Source organism: uncultured Maricaulis sp. (assembly GCF_963976135.1).
Lineage (GTDB): Bacteria > Pseudomonadota > Alphaproteobacteria > Caulobacterales > Maricaulaceae > Maricaulis.
In genome coordinates, this window is the sequence record NZ_CAXBKN010000051.1 from 1 (window position 1) to 21,702 (window position 21,702).

Below are 21,702 nucleotides of genomic sequence, written 5' to 3' on the forward strand. Positions count from 1 at the left end.
GGATTGGAGAACTGGCTCGGCATCACCGCGCCCGGCGTCGCCTCGATCAATTCCTTCGCCCTGGCGATGGCGCCATTCATGCCCTTGGCGGGATCGGTGAGGACGAGTTCGGCGCCGAGATGGGCCAACAGTTTGCGGCGCTCGATCGACATGCTTTCCGGCATGGTCAGGATCAGGCGATGGCCGCGGGCGGCGGCGACAAAGGCGAGGCCGATGCCGGTATTGCCCGAGGTCGGCTCGATCATGACGCTGCCTTCGCCCAGCTTGCCGGCGGCTTCCAGCGCATCGATCATCGCGACGCCGATCCGGTCCTTGACGCTGGAGAGCGGGTTGAAGAATTCCAGCTTGGCCAGGATGCGGGCTTTCGCGCCATGCTTGGCGGCCAGCGCCGAGAGCTCGACCAGCGGCGTATTGCCGATGGTGTCGGCGATGGAGCTGTAGATGCGGCCGCGGCCCGGAGTGTCGGTCATGGGAAAACCCTCAATGGAAGCTGGTGGCTATGTAGGGGCGGCGGGTCGCCCTGTCACTGTGGGCCGCGATCACGCTTTCTCGATCACACACCGGTGGAGCCGAAACCGCCACTGCCGCGCTGGGTCTCGCTGAGCTCGTCGGTGACCAGCCAGAGCGCCTGCATCACCGGCGCGATCACCATTTGCGCGATGCGGTCGCCGCGATTGATGACGAAGTCTTCCGGCCCGTGATTGATCAGATTGACCCGGATCTCGCCGCGATAATCGGCATCGACCGTGCCGGGTGAATTGACACAGGCAATTCCCTTCTTGGCCGCAAGCCCCGAGCGCGGCCGCACTTGCGCCTCGAAACCGTCGGGCAGGGCAATCGCGATCCCGACCGGGACCAGGCGCCATTCGCCATGCGGGATGATGACCGGCTCGTCTTCGGGAATGGCGGCGCGCAGATCCATGCCGGCCGATTGCGGCGTCTCATAGGCCGGCAGGGCCAGGCCCTCATAATGCGGCAGCGGCTTGATCTGGACGTGGAGGGTTTTCATCGGGCGGGGTCCGGCACAGTGGCAGAGAGCTTGATTGAAGCGCGGCAGCGGCGGGCTGGCCAGTGCGCACGGCAGGCCGGCTGGGGAAAACTAGAGCGCGTCGGCGATGCGGGAAGCCAGCCGGGCCGCGATTTCCCCCTTGGGTGCACGTTGCCAGTGTTCGCTGCCCTGTGGCGTGACCAGGGTGACGGCATTCTCGGCGCCGCCCATGACATCGCCGGAGACATCATTGGCGACGATCCAGTCACAGCCCTTGCGCAGGCGCTTGGCGGTGGCGAGGGCTTCGACATCATGGGTCTCGGCGGCAAAACCGACCACCAGGCCGGGACGGCTTTTGGCGAGATGGCTGATGGTTTTGAGAATGTCGGGATTTTCCACCAGCGGCAGCGATGAAACGCTCGCCTTGTCGGCCTTGATCTTGGTGTCGGAGGGCGCGGCGGGGCGCCAGTCGGCGACGGCGGCGACGGCGATGAAGACATCGGCCGGCAGGGCGGTCTCGACGGCGGCGAGCATCTCCAGTGCGGTCTCAATCCGCACCACGCTGATGCCCTCAGGATCGGCCAGGGCTGTCGGGCCGGACACCAGCGTCACCCGGGCGCCGAGCGCGGCGCAAGCCGAGGCAATCGCGTAGCCTTGCTGGCCGGAGGAGTGGTTGGAGATATAGCGGACCGGATCAATCGGCTCGCGGGTCGGGCCGGCGGTGATCAGCACATGGCGTCCGGCGAGCGGCTCAGCCATGCAGCAGGCCCTCGATGGCGTCGGCGATGGCGACCGGTTCGGCCATGCGGCCGGGACCGAATTCGCCGCAGGCCATCTCGCCCTCATCGGGGCCGACCAAGTGGATGCCATCCTGTTTCAGCGTCGCCAGATTGCGCTGCGTCGCCTTGTGCTCCCACATCCGCACATTCATCGCCGGCGCCATCAGGACCGGCTTGTCGGTCGCCAGCAATGTGGTCGAGGCGAGGTCATTGGCCAGTCCCTGGGCGGCCTTGGCCATCAGATCGGCGGTGGCCGGAGCGACCACGACGAGGTCGGCCGAGCGCGACAGCTCGATATGGCCCATGTCGGATTCGTCGGTGAGATCGAACAACTGGCTGAAGACGCGCTCGCCCGACAGCGCCGAGACGCTGAGCGGGGTGACGAATTCGCCGCCGGCAGAGGTCAGGATACAGCGCGAGCCGATGCCGCGCCGTTGCAATTCACGGATCAGCAGCAGGCTTTTATAGGCGGCGATCCCGCCACCAATGATCAAGAGGATCCGCTTGTCGGACACGGCCATGCTCCCAGTTCAATACCGGGACTAACTAGCGGCTCGTGCCCAAAATCCCAAGCCCCTTGTCGGCTTGCGGTCTTTAGCCGCGATGCCGGTGGCGGGTCTCAGCTGGCGAGGCGGCGGTCGGCCATCATGTCGCGGACTTTTTCGGTGTCGGCATAGAGCGCGGCCTGTTTGTCCAGCTGGTGCCGGAAGAAGGCGGCAATGGTCAATTCCATGTCATAGATCGAAATGCGCGTAATGGCAGACAAATCCTCGGCATCGAGCTTGCGGTCGGCTTCCAGGCCGTGGCGCATGATGCCCGCCATCAGATTGGCATAGGCCGAGGAATAGGCGTGCGACGGGTAGTCCAGCTTGCTGTGACGCAATCCCATCTGATCGACCGCCTCATAATACTTTTTGTCAAAGCGTGCCGAGAAGACGAGCTCGCAATGGGCCAGCATGCCGTCGCGCAGATAGCGGGTATTGTCGGAAATCTCGAAATAATCACCGACCTCGGGATTTGAGGTGAGGTGATCGAACAGCGTTTCAAGTGTCTCGGCTGCATAGCCCATAATGCGTGGCTTCAGCCGTTGTATGCGCGCGACAGTCGCCGCGTCGATACGGAAGAACTCGCGTTGAAGTTCGAGATGCTCTGGAGTGGGGCTTTTGCTCAGTGTCATGCTCATACTAAAGCACAAGAGTATTACCGGAGCGTGTCATCAGGGTTTCGGATTTTACAAAATGGCCCACATGACAGCAGCGCCCGCCAGGGCCGCAGCGCCCAGCCAGGCGAGTCGGACCGCCCAGGGGCGCGGCGGCGGTGCCGTGCACAGGGTGAGTTCACCCGACTTCAGGCGCGCACCGATATCGGCCCAGTCCTCAACGGTATCGGGCAGGACGCGCAGGGCGCCGTAGAGGCGCTCCATATCCTCGCCAAAATCGCGGATGCGGCCCTCCGGCCCCAGTTCGCGCCTCATCCAGGCCTCGACCACCGGTGTCGCGGCGGCCCACATATTGTGCTGCGGATCGAGGGAGCGCGCGACGCCTTCGCACTGGACCATGGTCTTTTGCAGCATCACCAGCTCGGGCCGCAGGCGCATGTCGAACAAATCAGTGATCTCGAACAACTGCATCAGGACGCGCGACATCGGCACTTCGTCGGCCTGCTTGCCGAAGATCGGCTCGCCGACCGCGCGGAGCGCGCTGGCGAAATCGGCCACGGCATGTTCGTCCGGCACGTATCCGGCGGCGAAATGCGCCCGCGCTGCGGCCATGTAATCGCGCGTCAGGAAGCCGTGCAGGATGAGCGCCAGAAAACGGCGTTCCGGCCGGCCAATCCGGCCCATAATGCCGAAATCGACGGCCCAGAGATCGCCATTGGCCGCCGCGAACAGGTTTCCGGCATGCATGTCGGCATGAAACACGCCGCGATCGAGGGCTGTGCCGAGAAAGGCGCGCGTGAGGGTCGTGGCCAGTGCTGCCTTGTCCAGGCCAAGTGTCTCCACCCGGGCCGGGTCGCTGAGCGGTGCACCCATAACCCAGTGCGTGGTCAGGATGCGTTTGGACGACAAGGTCCACTCGACCTCGGGGATGCGATAATGCTCGACCGCCATCGCAGCTTCGGACAATTCCGACGCGGCGGCGGCCTCCAGCCGCAAATCGGTTTCGAAGCTCAGCGAGCGGGCGATCGTGGCGACAAACTTTTGCGGCTCCAGACGGCGGCTGGCCGGGACCAGTTTTTCCGCGAGCGCGGCGCCCAGTGAGAGGGTGCGGATATCGCGCGCGATGCGCAGCTCGATATCGGGGCGCAGGACCTTGACGGCGACCTCGACATCGCCCTGCGTCGTTGCGCGATGAACCTGGGCGATGGAGGCGGCGGCGATCGGCGGCCCGAAGGTTTTGAACAGTGTTTCGACCGGTGCGCCAAGCTCGGCCGCGATGATGGCGCGGGCCTTGGCATCGTCGAAGGGGGGCATCCGGTCCTGCAGCCGCGACAGGCCGCGCGCGAAGCGTTCGCCGATTACATCGCCGCGTGTGGCGAGGATCTGACCGAATTTGACGTAGGAGGGGCCAAGCTTTTCCAGTGCGCGGGCCAGTCGCTCGCCTGGATTGTCGGCCGTGTCATGCCGGGCAAACAGACGCGCCAGTCGTCCGGCCAGCCGCGCTGGGGCCGGATAGAACGCCTGATACTCGACGGGGAGAATCGCGTCGTGCCGCATCAGGGTGAGCAGGGCGCGTAGCAATCGCGCGAAGGAGGCCAGAGTCGCAAACATGTCGGAGCTGTTTAGAGGCAGCGGCTGTGATTGGCGAGGGCGGCGTGGAGTCGCGGTGCGCCGGGCAACATCCCTCCTTGCTCTGTGCTTGCCAAAGGTTAGCATCAGGCAGGAGCCAGTCTTGAGATGCGCCACACAATCGAGTTCGATCATGAGAACCGGTGGGTTTTGACCAGTTTTCATGGCCCGCTGCGGATCGAAGACGCTGTGGCATTGTTGCGGCAATCAGTCCTGTTCCCGGGCTGGACGCCGGAGTGGGACCGCATCATTGATTATAGCGATGGCCTGCTGGGCGATCTCGATATCGAAGCGGTTGCGCGCGGCAAGGCCGATCTGGGCGAGATTCTCCGGTCCGCCTATGCAGGTAAGCCGACACTGAGCGCCCAGGTCTGTGCGGACCCGATGAAACTGCCGCTCGTCAAATACTGGATCGGGCTCGGAGCCGGCGATTACCCAGCTGGGCTGAAATTATTCGACAGTATTGCCGAGGCCCAGGCCTGGATAATGGCGAGCCGGGACGCGCGCTGAGGGATCAGGCCCAGCCGGTGTGGAGGGCTGCAATTCCGCCGGAAAAATTCGTGTAACCGACCTGGCTGAAGCCGGCGTCGCGCAATTCGGCGGCAAAGCTCTCCTGGTCGGGGAAACGTCGGATGGATTCGACCAGGTATTGATAGCTGGCGCGGTCCTTGGCGACATGCTCCCCGAGTTCAGGCATTACATTGAATGACCAGGCGTCGTAGAGGGATTCCCAGGCTCGGCTGGTCGGGCGCGAAAACTCGAGGCAGAGGAAGCGGCCGCCCGGTTTCAGAACGCGCCGCATATCCTTGAGCGCCGCTGCACGGTCGGTGACATTTCGGATCCCGGTCGAGATCGTGACGCAATCAAAACTGTGATCCTTCAGCGGCAGGCATTCGGCATTGCCGGTCACCCAGTCGATCCGCCCCGTATGGCTGGCCTCGACGCCGCGCTTGATGCCGGCTCGCAGCATTTGCTCATTGATGTCCAGCACGATCGCTTCGGCGCGGCGCGGGTCTGCGCGGCGTTGACCGGCCCGGTCCGCCTTGGTCAGGAAGCTGCGCGCCAGATCGCCCGTGCCGCCAGCCACATCCAGCAATCGCTCGCCGGGCTGCGGGTTGGCGCGTGTCATCACCATGTCTTTCCAGGCGCGATGCACGCCCAGCGACATCAGATCATTCATGAGGTCATAGCGGCGTGCCGAGCGATCAAACACGTTTCGAACCAGCCCGGCCTTTTGCGTGCGGTCGACATCTTCAAAGCCGAATGGAACGGTATCGGCTTGCGCGGCTGGATCGGGAAAATCGCTCATGCGCCGACAATAAGTGAAGCGGGCGCCCACGCAAAGCGGCCTCGGCGGTTCGTGATGCCGCAGGCCGGGCTGTACCGGGCGGGTCGGCGGACTTGCTCGCGCCGACCTGGTGTGGCCAGCTGGATCGCCGCCTGGGTCCCGGGATCGTTGCGGCCCGTTACATCAAACCTGCCAGCCTGGGCGAATGACACGGCCCGGCGTGGATCTGAACTGGAGCGCCCGTGCCTGAACTGCCTGAAGTGGAAACCGTCCGGTCCGGTCTGATCCCGGCCCTGCAAGGCCGCCGGGTCGAGCAGGTCGTGCTCAATCGCCCCAATCTGCGCTTCCCCTTCCCCGAAGGCATGGTCGAGCGGCTCGCCGGACATCGCGTCGAGCGGATCGACCGGCGCGCCAAGTATCTCCTGCTGCGGTTGACCAGCGGCGAGACCCTGCTGGTCCATCTTGGCATGTCGGGCCGGTTTTCGATCGAGGCGGCGGCGGCGATGCGGCAGCCCGGAGACTTTGTCTACGCCGCGCCCGCCAATCCCAAACATGATCATGTAGTGTTCGAGATCGAGGGCGGGGTCACCATTCGCTACAATGATCCCAGACGTTTTGGCTTCATGTTGATGTTCGAGACCGGCAGTGAGGCTGGCCAGCCCAACCTCGCCGGCCTTGGGCCCGAACCCAATTCGAACACGTTTTCCGGCCCGGCGCTGGGCGCGGCGCTGGCGGGCAAGCGAACCCCCGTCAAGTCCGCCCTGCTTGACCAGCGCGTTGTCGCTGGCCTGGGCAATATCTATGTGTGCGAGGCCTTGCACCGCGCCGGTATCAGCCCGCTGCGCGAGGCGCGCAATATTCCCGGCGTACGTGCCGAGCGCCTGGCGACGGCGATCCGCAATGTCATCGAGGAGGCCATCGCGGCTGGCGGCTCTACCTTGAAGGACTTTGCCGGTGCGGATGGCGCGCTGGGCTATTTCCAGCATCGTTTCAACGTCTATGGCCGCGAGGGTGCAGCGTGTCCGACTTCCGGGTGCGGCGGGGCGATCACCCGTATCGTCCAGGCCGGCCGCTCGACTTTCTTTTGCCCGTCCTGCCAGCGTTAGGCCTGCCAAAGGGGGGATGGGCGCGCGAATTTTCCCGTGACGTAATCTGGCCTGAACTGGCTAATATCCTGGCAATATTCAAATCTGATCTGGAGTAGGCCGCATGACTCGCCAAACCAAATTCCTTCACCGCCTGGCGTCCACCTGCGGCGCGATCTTCGCTGCCACAGGGCTGGCCATGTCCGCCGCCGCCGGCGCATCCCATGCTCAACTGGCCGATTATTCCGACCTCGAGGCCTCGCCGGCCTTGTGGCATATGTCCGATGCCGATTCAGATATCTATCTGTTCGGCACCTTCCACCTCTTGCCACCCAGCCTGGATTGGCAGACCGGTGAATTGCGCGCCCATCTCGCAAGTGCGGACTCGCTCTATCTCGAGGCCGATGTCCAGGGCGAGGGCGCGCAGGCCCGGGTGCAGGCATTGGTCGTCCAGCTCGGGCTCAACCCGCAAGGCGTGACGCTGTCTTCATTGCTGGATGCCGAGGCGATTGCCCTGTTGGCGAGCGTCGCGCCGAGCGTTGGCGCGACGCCGCAAATGCTGGAGCCGATGCGGCCCTGGCTGGCACAGATCGTCCTGTCCGTGGCGCAAATGCAGGCGCTCGGGCTCGATCCGGAAGCGGGCGTCGAGAAGGCGCTCCTGACCGCAATCGCCGGTTCTGATGTCGAAATCGGGTATTTTGAGACCGCCGAACAACAGGTTCGGGTTCTCGCCGACTTGCCGGACGAGGTGCAGGTGCGCGGTTTTACCGAAGGCTTGCGTGAAATGGAGCGGACCCCGGCCCTGCTCGACGACATGGTTCGGGCCTGGGCGGCGGGCGATGTCGACGCCATTGACCGGATCGTGAATGCCGAGATGCGCGAGGGCGCGCCCGAGATGTATCAGGCGCTGATTGTCCAGCGCAATCATGACTGGGTGCCGCAAATCCAGGAATTGCTCGACGGCGAGGGCACAGTCTTCGTCGCGGTCGGCGCGGCGCACTTGAGTGGCGAAAACGGTGTCGTGGAGCTTTTGCGCGATTCCGGCATTATCGTTGAGCGGCAATAGCTTGGTCAGTGCCGCCTGAGTCCCGGACTGCTGCCGGTATCGACCGGCGCTCCGGTCTGCGTTATAGCGGCGCGGTTTTTTCGCGCGGAGCTTCCGCGCCGGCATACGGAGCGCCGACATGGCTTACAAGACGATTCAAGTGAAGACCGAAGGTCGCGTCGGGGTAATCACCTTTTCGCGCCCTGAGGCCCTCAACGCGCTGTGCGACGAGTTGACCACGGAACTCGCAACAGTACTTGCCGCATTCGAGAAGGATGCCGGGATTGGCTGTGTTGTGCTGACCGGTTCGAAGAAAGCCTTCGCCGCGGGTGCCGACATCAAGGAATTGCAGGCTCGCGATTTCGTCGGCCTTTACATGCACGACCCCTTTGCCGAGACCTGGGAGGCGGTGGCCCGCTTCCGCAAGCCGATCATTGCTGCGGTCTCCGGGTATGCGCTCGGCGGTGGCTGTGAAATCGCCATGATGTGCGATTTCATCATCGCATCGCAGACTGCCAAATTCGGCCAGCCGGAAATCAATCTTGGTGTCATGCCGGGCTCTGGTGGAACGCAGCGCCTTCCCCGTGCCGTTGGCAAGGCAAAGGCGATGGATATGTGCCTGACCGGGCGCATGATGGATGCTGAAGAGGCCGAACGCTCTGGCCTGGTCTCGCGCGTCGTGCCCGCAGAAGACTTGCTGGACGTGGCCATGGAGGCCGCTGAGGCGATTGCCGTCAAATCCCTGCCGGTTGCGATGATGACCAAGGAATCGGTCAATCGCGCCTTTGAAATCGGCCTGACGGAAGGCGTGCGTTTCGAACGCCGGGTCTTCCAGTCGCAGTTCGCGCTGGAAGATCAGAGCGAAGGCATGTCTGCCTTTGCCGAGAAGCGCGCTGCGCATTTCAAGCATCGTTAGTCAAACTGGCGGCAGGGGCAGTTGACGCCCCGGCTTCTAGGGCCTATACGCCGCCGCTCACGGATTTAATCGGGCTCTGGTCCCGGTCGCATGAAGAGGTTAGAACCCATGGCCAATACAAGCTCGGCCAAGAAAATGGTCCGCAAGATTGCGCGCCGCACTGCCGTCAACAAGGCTCGTCGCTCCCGCGTTCGGACTTATGTGAAGAAGGTCGAACTTGCGATCGCCGCTGGCGATCAGGCTGTGGCGAAAGCCGCACTGGTGACCGCGGAGTCAGAAATGATGCGCGCTGTCAGCAAGGGCGTGTTCCACAAGAACACCAGCTCACGCAAAGTCTCGCGCCTGTCGGCTCGCGTGAAGGCAATGGCTGCCTGATTTCGCGCCAGGGCTGAATGAATTGAATACGTCCGGAACTCGCGTTCCGGGCGTATTTTTCTGTCCGTTCGCCAAGCCACCTCTTGCGCCGGGCTGCTGACCCAAAAAGCGCCGTGGTCATATAATATTCCTGATACGGAGCTGTTTTTGCTGCGCCTTTCATGCCAGGCGACCCCCTGTTCCATAAGAGAATCTTGTGGTGGATTCGAACCATTCGCCGCAGAAAAAAAATAACACATTTGCCAAGCTTCGGCCCGGTCACAGATTTCCCGTGTCAAGCGAAGAATCTCGAAATGCGGGCGTTGAATCATGTTGACCGACTTTCGGGAAGCGGTAACCTTTGACGCTCTGAGGGCGATCATTCCGATGCGGAAAAATTCCGGCTTCAACGCGGCAGGGCGGCGCGTTGAGAAAGCGTGAATGTGCCATAATAACAAACACCTAGCTCTCACCTCGACGTGGAGCAACTGACAAGTGTGGCGGACGATGGCATATAAAAAATTGGCAGTTTCCGAGACGAGGACAGCGGCATTCGAGGCGCATGGGGCGACCGAAATTGCGGCGGTCTGGCGTGCGGTCCGGGCTCGTCTTCGGACCGAGCTGGGCGATGCGCTCTACTCCCAGGAAATTGCCCGTTTGCGTGTGCGTTTGTCCGATGCCGGTGCGATCATCGTCCTGGCTCCAAGTACCTTCAATCGCGACTGGATTGAGGATCATGTCGGAGCGCGGATTCGCGCGATTTGGACCGAACTCGATTCCATGCGCCGCGACCTGCTTGTCCTCGCCGAGGGTCAGGCCGAGCCACAATCAGACGTGGTGCGCGATCGGCCGCAGCCTGCAGCACCCGCCGGAACCGCTATCGTGCCCGGCGCGCGCCAGGCTGATGCGATCGAGCCACGTTTCAGTTTCGACTCCTTCCGCGTCGGGCCCGCCAATGAAGTCGCGGCTGCCGCGGCACGCAGTATTGTTTCGGCGGCCCGTCCGCCCTTCAATCCGGTTTTCTTCTATGGCGATTACGGTGTCGGCAAGACGCATCTCATGCATGCAGTCGCCAGCGCCGTCACCCAGTCACCAAGCCCGCGCAAGGCGCTCTACCTCACGGCCGAGGAATTCCTGTCCGGCTTCGTGACGGCGATGCGCGCGCGCGACACCATAACCTTCAAGGAGACGGTCCGCGGGGTCGATTTCCTGCTGATCGATGATGTCCATTTCATTGCCGGCAAGCCGAAGACCGAGGATGAATTCCTCAATACGATCGCGGCGCTGATCGCCGAGAACAAACAGGTCGTGCTGGCATCGCATCGTCCGCCTGCCGAGCTGGCTATTGCTGATGACCGTCTGCGCTCCTTGCTGACAGGCGGCCTGGCCTGCCCGTTGAGCAAGCCGGACCTGGATTTGCGGCGCCAGATTCTCGACTGCAAGATCGCCCAGGCGAAATGCCATTACCCTGTGTTGAACGTATCCGAGCCGGTGCGCGATTTCCTCGCGGCCCGCATCACGACCGGTCCGCGTGAACTGGAAGGCGTGCTCAATAATGTCATCTGCCGCACAGCCCTGCTGGGCCTGCCGGTGACGATGGAGGCGGTGTCTACGGCCCTGCGCGATTTGTCTCTGAGCGCCGAGAAGCGCCTGACGGTTGATGAGATCCAGAAGGCCGTCGCGACCCATTTCGGTGTCACCACGACAGATATCTGCTCCAAACGCCGCACCCAGAGCGTGGTGCGTCCGCGCCATGTGGCGATGTATCTCGCCAAGGTGCTCACCACGCGCTCCCTGCCGGATATCGGGCGCCGTTTCGGCGGCCGGGATCATTCGACTGTGATTCACGCGGTCAACAAGATCATCGCGATGATCGAGTCCGGGGATCCGATCGGTCAGGACATTGACGCCCTGACCCGTGAGTTGCGGGACTGATTTCCGCTGGAAAAAGCGTCCGCGGCTGGATAATTGTCTTGCGGTTGCGGTTTTTCATGTATCCTCTTTTACCCACCCTTTCCGGTGTCGGCTGATTTGCCAGCACGCCACCGACTCACGAAGACGTCAAAGCGGAACGCGAGATATGAAGCTGACGATCGAGCGTGCTACGCTCCTCAAGGCCCTTGGCCATGTTCAGGCCGTGGTTGAGAAGCGCAACACGATCCCCATCCTCTCAAATGTGCTGATTTCGGCGGGGCCCAATGGCGCGAGTTTCGCAGCCACTGACCTGGACATCGAGATACTCGAGACCACCGAGGCGCGTTGTGATGGCGAAGGCATGGTCACGGCGCCCGCTCACACCCTTTACGACATCACCCGCAAATTGCCGGATGGCGCTGACGTGACGCTGGAAATGACCGGCGAGGACCCTCGTCTGGTGCTCAAGGCAGGCCGCTCGAACTTCTCGCTGCCCTCCCTGCCGCCGGGGGATTTCCCGGTCATGCCGACCGAGGATCTCGAACATAGTTTCGCCTTGCCCGCGGCGGCGCTTGCGCGGTTGATCGACAAGACCCGTTTCGCGATCTCGACCGAAGAAACGCGCTATTATCTCAATGGCATCCATTTCCACGCCTCCGATCAGGATGGCCGCAAGACCTTGCGTGCCGTGGCGACTGACGGGGTCCGGCTAGCGCTGGCGGAGGTCGACCTCCCCGATGGCGCGGCCGGAATGCCGGGCGTGATCGTGCCGCGCAAGACCGTGCAGGAAATTCGCCGTTTGCTGGAAGACGCCAGCGAGGATGTCGAAATATCGGTCTCGGAAGGCAAGATCCGCTTCCGTCTCGGCCGGGCTGTGCTGACCTCGAAACTCATCGACGGGGCCTTCCCGGATTATGAGCGCGTCATTCCGCGCGGCAATACACGCATGATGTCGGTCGAGAACAAGCGCTTCGCTGAAGCGGTTGATCGCGTGGCGACGATCTCGATGGAAAAGTCGCGTTCGGTAAAGCTCTCCCTCGGTGCGGACACGCTGGTTCTGGCGGTCAATAATCCGGAGAGCGGGCAGGCCGAGGAAGAGCTGGCCGTCTCCTATAGCGATGAAGGTTTTGCGATCGGTTTCAACGCGCGCTACATGCTCGATGTTGCCTCGCAGATCGAGGGCGACCAGGCGCAATTCCATTTTGCTGATGCTGCATCTCCGGCGCTCGTCACCGATAGCGGCGACCCGGATGCGCTTTACGTGTTGATGCCGCTGCGGGTGTGAGCAAGCCTGCCGATACAAACGACATGACTTCACCGCCGCCGGTCGTCCCGGCGGCGGTTCGTCGTTTGCGGCTGACCGATTTTCGCTGTTATCAGACCCTCGACCTCGAGGTCGATGCCCGCCCCGTCGCGCTGTTTGGCGAGAACGGGTCCGGCAAGACCAATTTGCTGGAGGCCCTTTCCTTTCTGGCGCCAGGGCGGGGTCTGCGCTCGGCCGGCGCTGACGGGGTTGCGCGCAAGCAAGACGGCGTTGCGGCGCCGGCCTGGGCCGTGTTCGCTGAAGTCGAGACCTATGATGGTCGGTTCAAGCTCGGTGTTGGTGCGCGCGCCGGTGGCCGGCGTGAAACCCGGATTGATGGCGATCCGGTGCAGCAGGTCGAGCTCTCGCGCCTGGTCCCGATGATCTGGCTGACCCCGGCCCAGGACCGGCTATTTGCCGGGCCTCGGGCCGACCGGCTGAAATTCTTTGACCGTCTGGTTTATGCCGCCGACCCGGCGCATGCCGAGGCGGCGACGGCCTATGAAAAGACCCGGGTCCGGCGCCAGCGCCTGCTTGATGATGGCCGTACCGACCCGGTCTGGATCGACGCGCTCGAGACGGAGATGGCCGGACATGGCGTTGCCGTCGCCGCGGCGCGGCTCGAGGCGTTGATCCGCTTGCAGGCCGAAATCGACGCCCGGCCCGAAGGCGCCTTCCCGCAGGCTGATCTCGCGCTTGATGGTGCGGTCGAGGCCGATCTGGCTTCGGGCATCTCAGCGCCCGAAGCGGAGGACCGGTTCGCGCGTGCCCTGCGAGACGGGCGCGGCCGCGACGGGGCCGTTGGACGGACGCTGACCCGCGGCCCTCATCGCACCGAGCTGGTGACCCGGCATCGCGACAAGGACCAGCCCGCCGGCGATTGCTCGACCGGGGAGCAAAAAGCCCTCATCCTCACCCTGGCCCTGGCCCAGGCCCGCGTGCTTTCCGGCCGCAATTCGATCGCGCCGCTTCTGTTATTTGATGAGGCCTGTGCCCATCTCGATGCGGCCCGTCGGGAGGGTCTGGCCCGGGAGATCCTCGCAACGGGCTCCCAGGCCTGGCTGACGGGCGTGGAGCGGGTCTTGTTCGAGCCGTTTGGCAATCAGGCGCAATTCCTGCGGGTGCGCGATGCGGGCTTGTTGGCGGATGGTGAAGACGGATGCCGTGCCGGCAGTCCTGAAACACCCTGACAGACCCGCAACCGGCCACAGCCGGTGAGAGCGTCAGGCTGCTGCCGCATCGGCCTCGGCGTACTGGTCGCTGACCCGGAACAGGACGCCCGCTGCGACATCGGCCAGGATGTGCAGCACAATCACCGGCCAGAGCGAATCGCCGACCAGGAAGATCAGGGTCAGGCCGATGGTGATCGGCACCGTATTCAACATACCGCGCAGACCCTGATAGGCATGGCCCAGAACGAAGAGGCCTGCCGCAATCACTGCGGCCAGCCAAAGCGGAAATGCCAGGGCAAGGGCGCCGATCAGGAAGCCGCGAAACAGGATTTCCTCGGTGATACCGGCGGTGATCGCCAGCAGGAAGAAGCGGTCCTGTTCGCGAGCCGTCTCCGGGTGGATCAACCCGAAATCGCCGGATTGTCCCAACTGCTCGCGTAACTGCACGCGTGCTTTTCTGGAGAAGCGGACCTGGAGCAGGGACGCCATCATGTAGCAGGCGGCGAGACCGACAATTGACCAGCTCAGCAGCGAACGCCAGCCCTGTCCGGCCCTCAGCCCCAGTTCGGCCAGGGTCAGGCCCGAGGTGACCCAGAGCGCCGTGCAGGCCATGGCGAGCAGCCAAAGCGTCGCGATGGTGCTGTTGTAGAGCTGCAGCCTTGCATCGGGTCGTGAAGAATCGAGAATGGCGGCCTTGTTGGCGTTCTCACGCAGGGCGTTCCAGGCCAGCAGCGCCAGGATCAGGCCGATTCCGATCGCGAGTTCGAGGGGTAGATTTGAAATATGCATCATGGCCGGTCTCCTTCAATTGCCGGCTTGACCCGGCGGCCTCTGCCGTGTTCGCTATAAACTCAAAACGGAATGCGAATTCACATTCACATAAATGAGGATTGGTGGATGAGTCAAGGTGTACGGCCGGCCCAGCAGTCGCGCTCACGTCAGACCCGGGCGAAACTGGTTGCCGCGCTTGAAGAATTGCTGCGGCAACGCAGCTTTGAAGATATTTCGATCGCCGATCTCGCCGCCGAGGCCGGTCTCTCGGTAGGGACGGTCTATCGCCGCTTCGACAACAGGGATGCGCTGATCCCGGTCATCTTCGAGCTCTATGCCGAACGGGTGGCCCACTATGCCGCGGCGCCCTCGGCCCGATTGACGCTGGAAGAGGGCGCAGGATTGCGTACGGCCTTGCGGCAGATGGTGTCCCTGGCCTGGAGGTTTCTCACTGCAGAGGCGCATCTGGTTCGCGCCGCCCATCTCTATGCCCGGCTGCGGCCGGACCTGGTCGGCGAGGAGTGGGAGGCGTTTCTCGAAGCGTCGGTGGCGCAGTCCGAGGCGTTGATCGAGCACTTCAGCGCCGAGGTCAGTGTCCCCAACCGGCGCCATGCGGCCGAAATCCTGACCTATCTGTTCAACACCTCGCTGATCGAGCGGGCGCTCTACCCGCAGGACGGGCCGGCTTTCGCCCTGACGATGTCGGACGCGGTTTTTACCGCGGCGATGGCGGATGCAATTTATGGCTATCTGACCGCTCCCGATGTCCCGGTGCGCCCATGAGCCCGGAAACCCTGCTGCTGTTCGCTGGCGCCCTGCTAATTCTGTTCGTGACGCCCGGACCCGGCATTGCGGCGATGATTGCGCGCACGCTTGATGCCGGACCCTGGTATGCGGCGATGTACGGGGCGGGCATTCTGACCGGCGATATTTTCTGGTTCACGCTGGCGGTCACGGGGCTTTCTGCGGTCGCGCAGCAACTCGAGGCGGTGTGGCTGGCGGCCAAACTGGTCGGGGCCGGCTATCTGTTGTGGATGGCAGGAAGCGCCTATTGGAGCGCCTGGACCGGGGCGCGGCCCAAACCGGTTTTCGCCGCAGGTTCAAGGCGCGGATGGGCCGGAACCTATCTGGCCGGTCTGGCAATGCCATTGTCCAATCCGAAGCCGATCATCTTCTACCTCACACTGGTGCCCGCCTTCATCCCGCTGGAGGCGATCACGCCCCCGGTTTATGCTCTCATGCTGTTGATCATGCTGGCACTCGCTGTCCCAACCGCCGGGGCCTATATTGGAGCCGCCCACAAGGCCCGTGACTGGCTGAAAACCCCCGCTGTCCGGCGAGGTGCCGACATTCTGACCGGCAGCGTGATGCTGGCAATCGCGGTCGTGCTTCTGTTGCGCTGACGGAAGACTCACGCGTGCGCGCGCGTATGGCCACAGGACTCCGTGTGCGGTAGAATCACACCATGACCGAACAACCGAATCACGAATACGACGCGGAATCGATCAAGGTCCTCAAAGGCCTTGATGCTGTCCGCAAACGTCCAGGCATGTATATCGGTGATACCGATGACGGCTCGGGCCTGCACCACATGGTTTATGAGGTCGTCGACAACGCGATCGACGAAGCCCTCGCCGGCCATTGTTCCGAAGTCCTGGTGACGCTGCATGCCGACGGCTCGGCCAGTGTGCGCGATGACGGTCGCGGTATTCCGACTGATTTCCACAAGGGCGAGGGCATGTCGGCGGCCCAGGTCATCATGACCCAGCTGCATGCCGGCGGGAAGTTCGACCAGAATTCCTACAAGGTCTCCGGCGGTCTGCACGGGGTGGGCGTTTCGGTGGTCAATGCCCTGTCGGTCTGGATGGACCTGACGATCTGGCGCAAGGGCAAGGAGCATCATATGCGCTTCCGCCACGGCGTTGCCGACGAAGACCTCAAGGTGATGGGCGATGTCGATCCGGGCAAGACGGGTACGGAAGTGCGCTTCATGCCGTCGGAAGAAACCTTCACCATGACCGAATTTGACCGCGATACGCTGCAGCACCGTCTGCGCGAGCTCGCCTTCCTGAATTCGGGCGTCAAGATCACCTTGCGCGATGAGCGCGAGGACGAGGTCTGGTCCGACACCATGGTCTATGAGGGCGGCGTTGCAGCCTTCGTCTCCCATCTTGATCGCACCAAGACCCCGATCTTCCCGGAGCCGGTCCTGATCCAGGGCGAGCGCGATGGTGTGATGGTCGAGGCGGCGCTGGAGTGGAATGACAGCTATCACGAGAATGTTCTCTGCTTCACCAACAACATCCCGCAGCGCGATGGCGGCACCCATCTGGCCGGATTCCGCGGCGCGCTGACGCGTATCGTCAACAGCTATGCGGCCTCTTCGGGACTGGCAGCGAAGGCGAAAATCTCCATCACCGGCGATGATGCCCGTGAAGGCCTGACCTGCGTGCTCTCGGCCAAGGTGCCGGATCCGAAATTCTCCTCCCAGACCAAGGACAAGCTGGTCTCGTCCGAAGTGCGGCCGGCCGTAGAAGGCATTGTCGGCGAAGCTTTGGCAGAATGGTTCGAGGAGCATCCGATCGAAGCCAAGCAAATCGTTGGCAAAATCATCGAGGCCGCTGCGGCCCGCGAGGCCGCGCGCAAGGCGCGTGAGCTGACGCGGCGCAAATCGGCGCTGGAAATCTCTTCCCTGCCCGGCAAGCTGGCCGATTGCCAGGAGAAGGATCCGGCGAAGTCTGAAATCTTCATCGTCGAGGGCGATTCCGCCGGCGGTTCTGCCAAGCAGGGCCGGCATCGGGGCAATCAGGCCGTGCTGCCGCTGCGCGGCAAAATCCTCAATGTCGAGCGCGCGCGTTTTGACCGCATGCTGGGCTCGGAACAGGTCGGCACCCTGATCACGGCGCTTGGCACCGGCATCGGCCGCGACCAGATCAATTACGACAAGCTGCGCTACCACAAAGTCATCATCATGACCGATGCTGATGTCGACGGCGCCCATATCCGCACGCTTTTGTTGACCTTTTTCTATCGCCAAATGCCTGAACTGATCGAGCGCGGCCATCTCTATATCGCCCAGCCGCCGCTCTACAAAATCACCAAGGGCCGCTCGGAACGCTATGTCAAAGACCAGGCCGAAATGGATGCCTATCTGATCGAGGAAGGCACCAGTGAAGCCGATCTGCGTCTCGCCAATGGCGAGGTCATCACCGGCGCCGATCTGGCCGACCGGGTGGGCACGGCGCGGGCCGTCAAGGCATCGGTCGATCGACTGCGGGTTCGAGCGCCCGGTTTCGCACTTGAGGCCGCAGCCCTGTCGGGCGCGCTGGTTCCCGAGCCCTCGGCGGCTGCGATCCAGGCCACGGCCGAACGGCTCAACGGCTTTGCCGACGAGGGTGAAAACACCTGGGTCGGTGAGCTGAATGCCGATAATAATCTGGTGTTTACCCGCGATGTCCGCGGCGTTACCGAGACCGTGGTGCTCAATGCGCCACTGCGCGAAAGCCCCGATGCCCGGCGTCTGTCCGAGCGTGGCCTGGCGATTGCCGATGTCTATATCGGTCCGGCCGTCTTCACCTCCAAGGCCGGCAGTGTAACGACCTTCAGTCCGACCCAGCTGGTCGATGCTGTCGTCACGGCAGGCTCCAAAGGCATGAAAGTCCAGCGCTATAAGGGTCTGGGCGAAATGAATCCGGAACAGCTCTGGGAAACCACGCTGGATCCGAATGTGCGCACCCTGTTGCAGGTCTCGGTCACCCATGCCGATACCGCCGACGAGCTCTTCACCAAGCTTATGGGCGATGTCGTTGAACCGCGGCGTGAATTCATCCAGGAGCACGCGCTGGAAGCCGAGGTCGACGCCTGATCCGGTCGGGTGTCGCCTTGATTGCCTGCCGGATTGCCGTTGGCTCGCTGCTTGTCTGCCGTTGGCATGGCGTAGCTCTGCCCTTGATTGCCCCCTTGATTGCCCCCTCGCTTGCGGCCGGGGGCAGGCGCTGTCTCAATCATGCCTGCGGGCGCGGATTCCGCCGTGATCGCCTCTGAATACGGCATTCAACTGCACCGCCGCCGAGCCAGCATCGCGACAGGCCGTTATCGCCAGCCCCGGGGCCGGCTCGAGCTGGATGGCATCATCGATTTCGCCCGCCGCGGTAACATGCCAGGCGCCGCCGACGAAATCTGCAGGCCCGGCCGTGATCACGAGAACCCCGTCCTGCGTGGCAGCGTGTAATGGGTTCATTGGTGCCCGGAAGCCCCGGATCGCGATCTCGCCGCCGGGCAGTGCGGCGCTCTCATAATATTCCAGCCAGTCGACGCCTTCGACACGGGAATGGCGGAATTCGCTATCGCCGGTCTCGAGCCGTGTGCGTCCATGGCACAGGGCGAAGACTTCGAGGATGGGAATGCCCCAGGACAGCTGGTCTGCGAGCACCGCTTCAAACCCGCTCACCGGCCCCACCTCATCGGCATCTCCGCGCCGGATCCCCGGGTCTGCCGTCTCGGCACGCGCGGGCAGGCGATCCGGTCCGGCAGGGCTGAATTGCCCAGGCCGGGCAGGCGGCCAATACCCTTCGGCGCGCAACCAGCCGGAAACGGCAATCGCCAGCGCGCCCAGGGCAAGGGACCCGGCAATGCTCGCAAGCCCGCGCGCAAATTCGCTCTTGAGTGACATGCCTGGTCTCCGTCCTGGCAGACAATATTCAACTGTCGTGCCAGCAGGATGGGCCAGGCCAGAGACGGGTCAGGCCAGAGCGGCGCGATAGCCGGCCATGGTTTCCGGGCGGACGGTGCCACAGCCCTCCAGCGTGTCGCAGAAGCGTTGCAGCAAGTGGGCCCGCAAGTCCGCATCGAGGGGAATGCTGTCCGGATCGGAGTCCGGTGCGGCGGAGCGGATGGCATCGAGCTGAGCGAGCGCTGCCGCATCGCCGAACTCGCCAATCTGACTGGCGGCGCCGCGAGCTCCGGTGCGCCATTCAAACAGAAGCGCGGTGCGTTCGCGTTTGACATGGCCGGGCACCGGCGCGAGTTCATCCCAGGCCCGGGTGATGATCTCGCATTGCCGCTTGAATCCGGTAAGGCCAGCCGGTCCGTTCACATCGAACACGGCTTCGAGGGTCGCATCGCTGGCATGTTCGGCAAGACGGCGCGCTGCCCAGCGCCCGCCATTACGGAATTGCGCGATGAATTGCGTGCGGGCATGGGCTGCAGGACCAGACAGGCCTTCGAGTTCCGCCCAGAGATCGGCGATCGCGCGCGTCTGCCGGTTGAGTCGGGCCAGCCAGGCCTGCCGGGCACCGAGCGACCGATTGGCGCGCCTGTCATCGGCCAGCACCGCATCGAGAATCGATTGCGCCGGCGCCGGTACGCCCAGCACCTCGGCATAGACCGACCAGAAATGTTCCGGCTCATGGCGCATCTCATCGGCGGAGAGAAAGACGACCCGCTTGAAAAAGGTCCCGAAAATCGCCTGCAAACCCGCCAGATCGAGGACATGCTCGACCAGGCCCCGATGCAGTCTGATAAAGTCAGATCCGGTCTCGCTGCCGCCCTCCTTGAGTGTTTGCTCGCGGGCGGCGCGGATCCAGTCGACCGGATTGCGCACCATGAACAAGACCGTGTCGGACAGCGCGCAATTGCCGGCCAGGCTGGCCGCCATCCGCTGCAGTTCGGGCAGCAAGTATTGCCGGGCGGGGCGGTCAATGAAGCTCCAGCTCAAGGCCTCGGAACTGGCGATCAGGGTCTGGCCGGCCACGGCCTTCAAGCCGTGGTCGAGCTGAGGCAGCTTGCCGGTATGCCCGGCCACTGCGTATCGCCGCGCCGCCTGGCCCGCCGCGAGCAGGTTGACCGTCGCGCAGGCCGGGTCACGGCTCCAGACCTGTTGCAGGAAACTACTGCCGCATTTGCCGAGCCCGGCATGGATGAAGGCGGCTGGATTTGACATGGAGGGGCTCGGCGAGTGGCGTGGCCGGCAGGGTGGGGTGGTTCGCGGGCGGGATCAATCGCCGGGAGGCGCGTCGCCCGGATCCGGCTTCGGCTCAACCGGCCAGACCGGCCCCCAGGGTGGGATCCACATCCCGTCCCTGCGCTCCAGCCACAGGGTCATATCCTCCCGGACATGTCCGGGAGCGAAGGTCCATTGCTGAATGGCGGCCTCGATGGCCACGGCGGTGTCGTAATCGGTGATGTTGGCGTGGACGCCATAGGGATAGCCCTGGCGCGATACCGAGAACACTACAGGCACACCGCCCTCCGGCAGGACTTGATCCGCGGTCGTCACCGGCGCGATGAAGTGGCACGGCCAGCGATCATCGCTCCAGCAGGGTTCGTCGAGAATCAAAGCGAGGGCAGCGATGAGGATCATGCCGTCATCAAAGCCGCGAAATGTGCCGCTGGCAAGGAGGGGCCCCTAAAGCCCCTCCGCCTTCGCCTTGCGCCAGAAAATCACCGCCAGCGCCGTGGTCACGGCCGGCATCATCAGCCCGTATTCGCCGGTCCACAGGCTGGTCTGGCCGGTGTCGATGGTGAGCGGATTGAACAGCTTGTCGAAATAGACATTGTGGGCGGCGTGAAACATCACCGCCGGCCACAGGCTGCCGGACTTGAAGGTGAAATAGGTCATGATCACCGACATGCCGGTAATCATCACGGTGAAGGCCGACATTTGCAGCCAGGCCTCGCCGCCGCCGTAAAACACCACGATTGGCCAGTGCCAGAAGGCCCAGATGACGCCGCTGAACAGGGCGACAGCGCCAAACGGCATCACCTTGCGCAATTCCCAGACGAAGAAGCCGCGCCAGCCAATCTCCTCGCCGACAATCGTGCTCGCCGCGCGGATACAGCCAATCGTGCCGATCAACACCACCATCACGCCGATCAGCACCGGCGTGGAGACGTCCAGCCCGGTCTCGCCAGCCCATTCGGCCAGCGTCTCGGGATCGGGGAAGCCACCCAGTCCGAGCCCCCAGATCAGCCCATAGGCGATCGCGACATAGAGGATCGGCATGGCAAAGGCGCCCAGATTGAAGCGCCATTTCCCCCATCCCCACGGCAGCGAGGACAGCTTGCGCCCCCGGATCGCCAGCGTCGCAAACGCCGCCAGCGCCGGACACCACATCAGCGGCCCGACATAGAGGCTGGTCGGATTGAGATTGACGATGGCGTAGTGAAACACGGCGCTCAGTGCCGTGACGATCACCAGGAAGATGGCAATCGTGTTCCAGGCCTTGCGGCGCTCGGTCGTGTCAGTGCTCATGTCGCGTGTCCCTGCGCTGATGATCGCAGCGGTTTAGGCGCGGGGGC

23 protein-coding genes are annotated in these 21,702 nt (G+C 63.5%); 11 read left to right on the top strand and 12 right to left on the bottom strand.

What is annotated here, in order from left to right:
• From AAC023_RS08440 to ubiB, 6 genes are all read right to left on the bottom strand, one after another.
• Window positions 1-470, bottom strand: a 470-nt coding sequence (locus AAC023_RS08440) for a pyridoxal-phosphate dependent enzyme (RefSeq protein WP_339740112.1), incomplete at its 3' end; no start/stop codon positions are given.
• A gap of 83 nt (window positions 471-553) precedes the next feature.
• A complete protein-coding gene (gene dut, locus AAC023_RS08445) occupies window positions 554-1,009 on the bottom strand; it encodes a dUTP diphosphatase (protein WP_339740114.1) in 456 nt (151 codons plus the stop codon).
• A 90-nt stretch (window positions 1,010-1,099) separates the two neighbouring features.
• Window positions 1,100-1,747: a phosphopantothenoylcysteine decarboxylase gene (locus AAC023_RS08450; RefSeq protein ID WP_339740116.1), complete on the bottom strand. Its 648-nt coding sequence runs from the start codon at window positions 1,745-1,747 to the stop codon at window positions 1,100-1,102.
• The gene (locus tag AAC023_RS08455) at window positions 1,740-2,282 is read right to left on the bottom strand and encodes a flavoprotein (RefSeq protein ID WP_339740118.1); all 543 of its coding nucleotides are present in this window, start codon (window positions 2,280-2,282) and stop codon (window positions 1,740-1,742) included. The genes AAC023_RS08450 and AAC023_RS08455 overlap by 8 nt, the downstream gene beginning before the upstream one ends.
• 104 nt (window positions 2,283-2,386) lie before the next feature.
• Window positions 2,387-2,944 carry a protoglobin domain-containing protein gene (locus tag AAC023_RS08460; protein WP_339740120.1) on the bottom strand — a complete coding sequence of 186 codons (558 nt, stop codon included), beginning with the start codon at window positions 2,942-2,944 and terminating at the stop codon, window positions 2,387-2,389.
• A gap of 54 nt (window positions 2,945-2,998) precedes the next feature.
• Complete coding sequence (gene ubiB / locus AAC023_RS08465) at window positions 2,999-4,537, bottom strand: 2-polyprenylphenol 6-hydroxylase (protein ID WP_339740122.1); 1,539 nt, start codon at window positions 4,535-4,537, stop codon at window positions 2,999-3,001.
• A gap of 126 nt (window positions 4,538-4,663) precedes the next feature.
• On the opposite strand from ubiB, the gene AAC023_RS08470 reads away from it, so the two are divergent.
• The gene (locus AAC023_RS08470; RefSeq protein WP_339740124.1) at window positions 4,664-5,065 is read left to right on the top strand and encodes a hypothetical protein; all 402 of its coding nucleotides are present in this window, start codon (window positions 4,664-4,666) and stop codon (window positions 5,063-5,065) included.
• 4 nt (window positions 5,066-5,069) lie between these two features.
• Here the strand turns inward: AAC023_RS08470 and ubiE are convergent, their stop codons facing one another.
• Complete coding sequence (ubiE, locus tag AAC023_RS08475; protein ID WP_339740126.1) at window positions 5,070-5,864, bottom strand: bifunctional demethylmenaquinone methyltransferase/2-methoxy-6-polyprenyl-1,4-benzoquinol methylase UbiE; 795 nt, start codon at window positions 5,862-5,864, stop codon at window positions 5,070-5,072.
• A gap of 221 nt (window positions 5,865-6,085) precedes the next feature.
• Here ubiE and mutM point away from each other — a divergent pair, with 221 nt between their 5' ends.
• From mutM to recF, 7 genes are all read left to right on the top strand, one after another.
• Window positions 6,086-6,949, top strand: a complete 864-nt coding sequence (mutM, locus tag AAC023_RS08480) for a bifunctional DNA-formamidopyrimidine glycosylase/DNA-(apurinic or apyrimidinic site) lyase (RefSeq protein ID WP_339740128.1) — start codon at window positions 6,086-6,088, stop codon at window positions 6,947-6,949.
• 103 nt (window positions 6,950-7,052) lie between these two features.
• The gene (locus AAC023_RS08485; protein ID WP_339740130.1) at window positions 7,053-7,994 is read left to right on the top strand and encodes a TraB/GumN family protein; all 942 of its coding nucleotides are present in this window, start codon (window positions 7,053-7,055) and stop codon (window positions 7,992-7,994) included.
• Window positions 7,995-8,112: 118 nt separating this feature from the next.
• The gene (locus AAC023_RS08490) at window positions 8,113-8,889 is read left to right on the top strand and encodes an enoyl-CoA hydratase (RefSeq protein WP_339740132.1); all 777 of its coding nucleotides are present in this window, start codon (window positions 8,113-8,115) and stop codon (window positions 8,887-8,889) included.
• A gap of 108 nt (window positions 8,890-8,997) precedes the next feature.
• Window positions 8,998-9,264, top strand: a complete 267-nt coding sequence (rpsT, locus tag AAC023_RS08495) for a 30S ribosomal protein S20 (RefSeq protein WP_339740134.1) — start codon at window positions 8,998-9,000, stop codon at window positions 9,262-9,264.
• 486 nt (window positions 9,265-9,750) lie between these two features.
• Window positions 9,751-11,178: a chromosomal replication initiator protein DnaA gene (gene dnaA / locus AAC023_RS08500; RefSeq protein WP_339740136.1), complete on the top strand. Its 1,428-nt coding sequence runs from the start codon at window positions 9,751-9,753 to the stop codon at window positions 11,176-11,178.
• 145 nt (window positions 11,179-11,323) lie between these two features.
• Window positions 11,324-12,442, top strand: a complete 1,119-nt coding sequence (gene dnaN / locus AAC023_RS08505; RefSeq protein ID WP_339740138.1) for a DNA polymerase III subunit beta — start codon at window positions 11,324-11,326, stop codon at window positions 12,440-12,442.
• A 23-nt stretch (window positions 12,443-12,465) separates the two neighbouring features.
• The gene (recF, locus tag AAC023_RS08510) at window positions 12,466-13,650 is read left to right on the top strand and encodes a DNA replication/repair protein RecF (RefSeq protein ID WP_339740140.1); all 1,185 of its coding nucleotides are present in this window, start codon (window positions 12,466-12,468) and stop codon (window positions 13,648-13,650) included.
• 33 nt (window positions 13,651-13,683) lie between these two features.
• Here recF and AAC023_RS08515 read toward each other — a convergent pair whose 3' ends face one another.
• The gene (locus AAC023_RS08515; protein ID WP_339740142.1) at window positions 13,684-14,424 is read right to left on the bottom strand and encodes a type II CAAX endopeptidase family protein; all 741 of its coding nucleotides are present in this window, start codon (window positions 14,422-14,424) and stop codon (window positions 13,684-13,686) included.
• A 105-nt stretch (window positions 14,425-14,529) separates the two neighbouring features.
• Here AAC023_RS08515 and AAC023_RS08520 point away from each other — a divergent pair, with 105 nt between their 5' ends.
• The 3 genes from AAC023_RS08520 (at window position 14,530) to gyrB (ending at window position 18,268) form a co-directional block, all read left to right on the top strand.
• Window positions 14,530-15,186, top strand: a complete 657-nt coding sequence (locus tag AAC023_RS08520; protein ID WP_339740144.1) for a TetR/AcrR family transcriptional regulator — start codon at window positions 14,530-14,532, stop codon at window positions 15,184-15,186.
• A complete protein-coding gene (locus tag AAC023_RS08525; protein ID WP_339740146.1) occupies window positions 15,183-15,806 on the top strand; it encodes a LysE family translocator in 624 nt (207 codons plus the stop codon). The genes AAC023_RS08520 and AAC023_RS08525 overlap by 4 nt, the downstream gene beginning before the upstream one ends.
• A 62-nt stretch (window positions 15,807-15,868) precedes the next feature.
• On the top strand, window positions 15,869-18,268 hold the full coding sequence (gyrB, locus tag AAC023_RS08530; RefSeq protein ID WP_339740148.1) for a DNA topoisomerase (ATP-hydrolyzing) subunit B: 2,400 nt from the start codon (window positions 15,869-15,871) through the stop codon (window positions 18,266-18,268).
• 135 nt (window positions 18,269-18,403) lie between these two features.
• Here gyrB and AAC023_RS08535 read toward each other — a convergent pair whose 3' ends face one another.
• From AAC023_RS08535 to AAC023_RS08550, 4 genes are all read right to left on the bottom strand, one after another.
• A complete protein-coding gene (locus tag AAC023_RS08535; protein WP_339740149.1) occupies window positions 18,404-19,075 on the bottom strand; it encodes a hypothetical protein in 672 nt (223 codons plus the stop codon).
• Window positions 19,076-19,144: 69 nt separating this feature from the next.
• Window positions 19,145-20,344, bottom strand: a complete 1,200-nt coding sequence (locus AAC023_RS08540) for a hypothetical protein (RefSeq protein ID WP_339740151.1) — start codon at window positions 20,342-20,344, stop codon at window positions 19,145-19,147.
• A gap of 54 nt (window positions 20,345-20,398) precedes the next feature.
• Entirely contained in the window at window positions 20,399-20,764 is a 366-nt protein-coding gene (locus AAC023_RS08545; RefSeq protein WP_339740153.1) for a hypothetical protein, read from the bottom strand.
• 45 nt (window positions 20,765-20,809) lie between these two features.
• A complete protein-coding gene (locus tag AAC023_RS08550; protein ID WP_339740155.1) occupies window positions 20,810-21,655 on the bottom strand; it encodes a type II CAAX endopeptidase family protein in 846 nt (281 codons plus the stop codon).
• Window positions 21,656-21,702 lie beyond the last annotated feature (47 nt).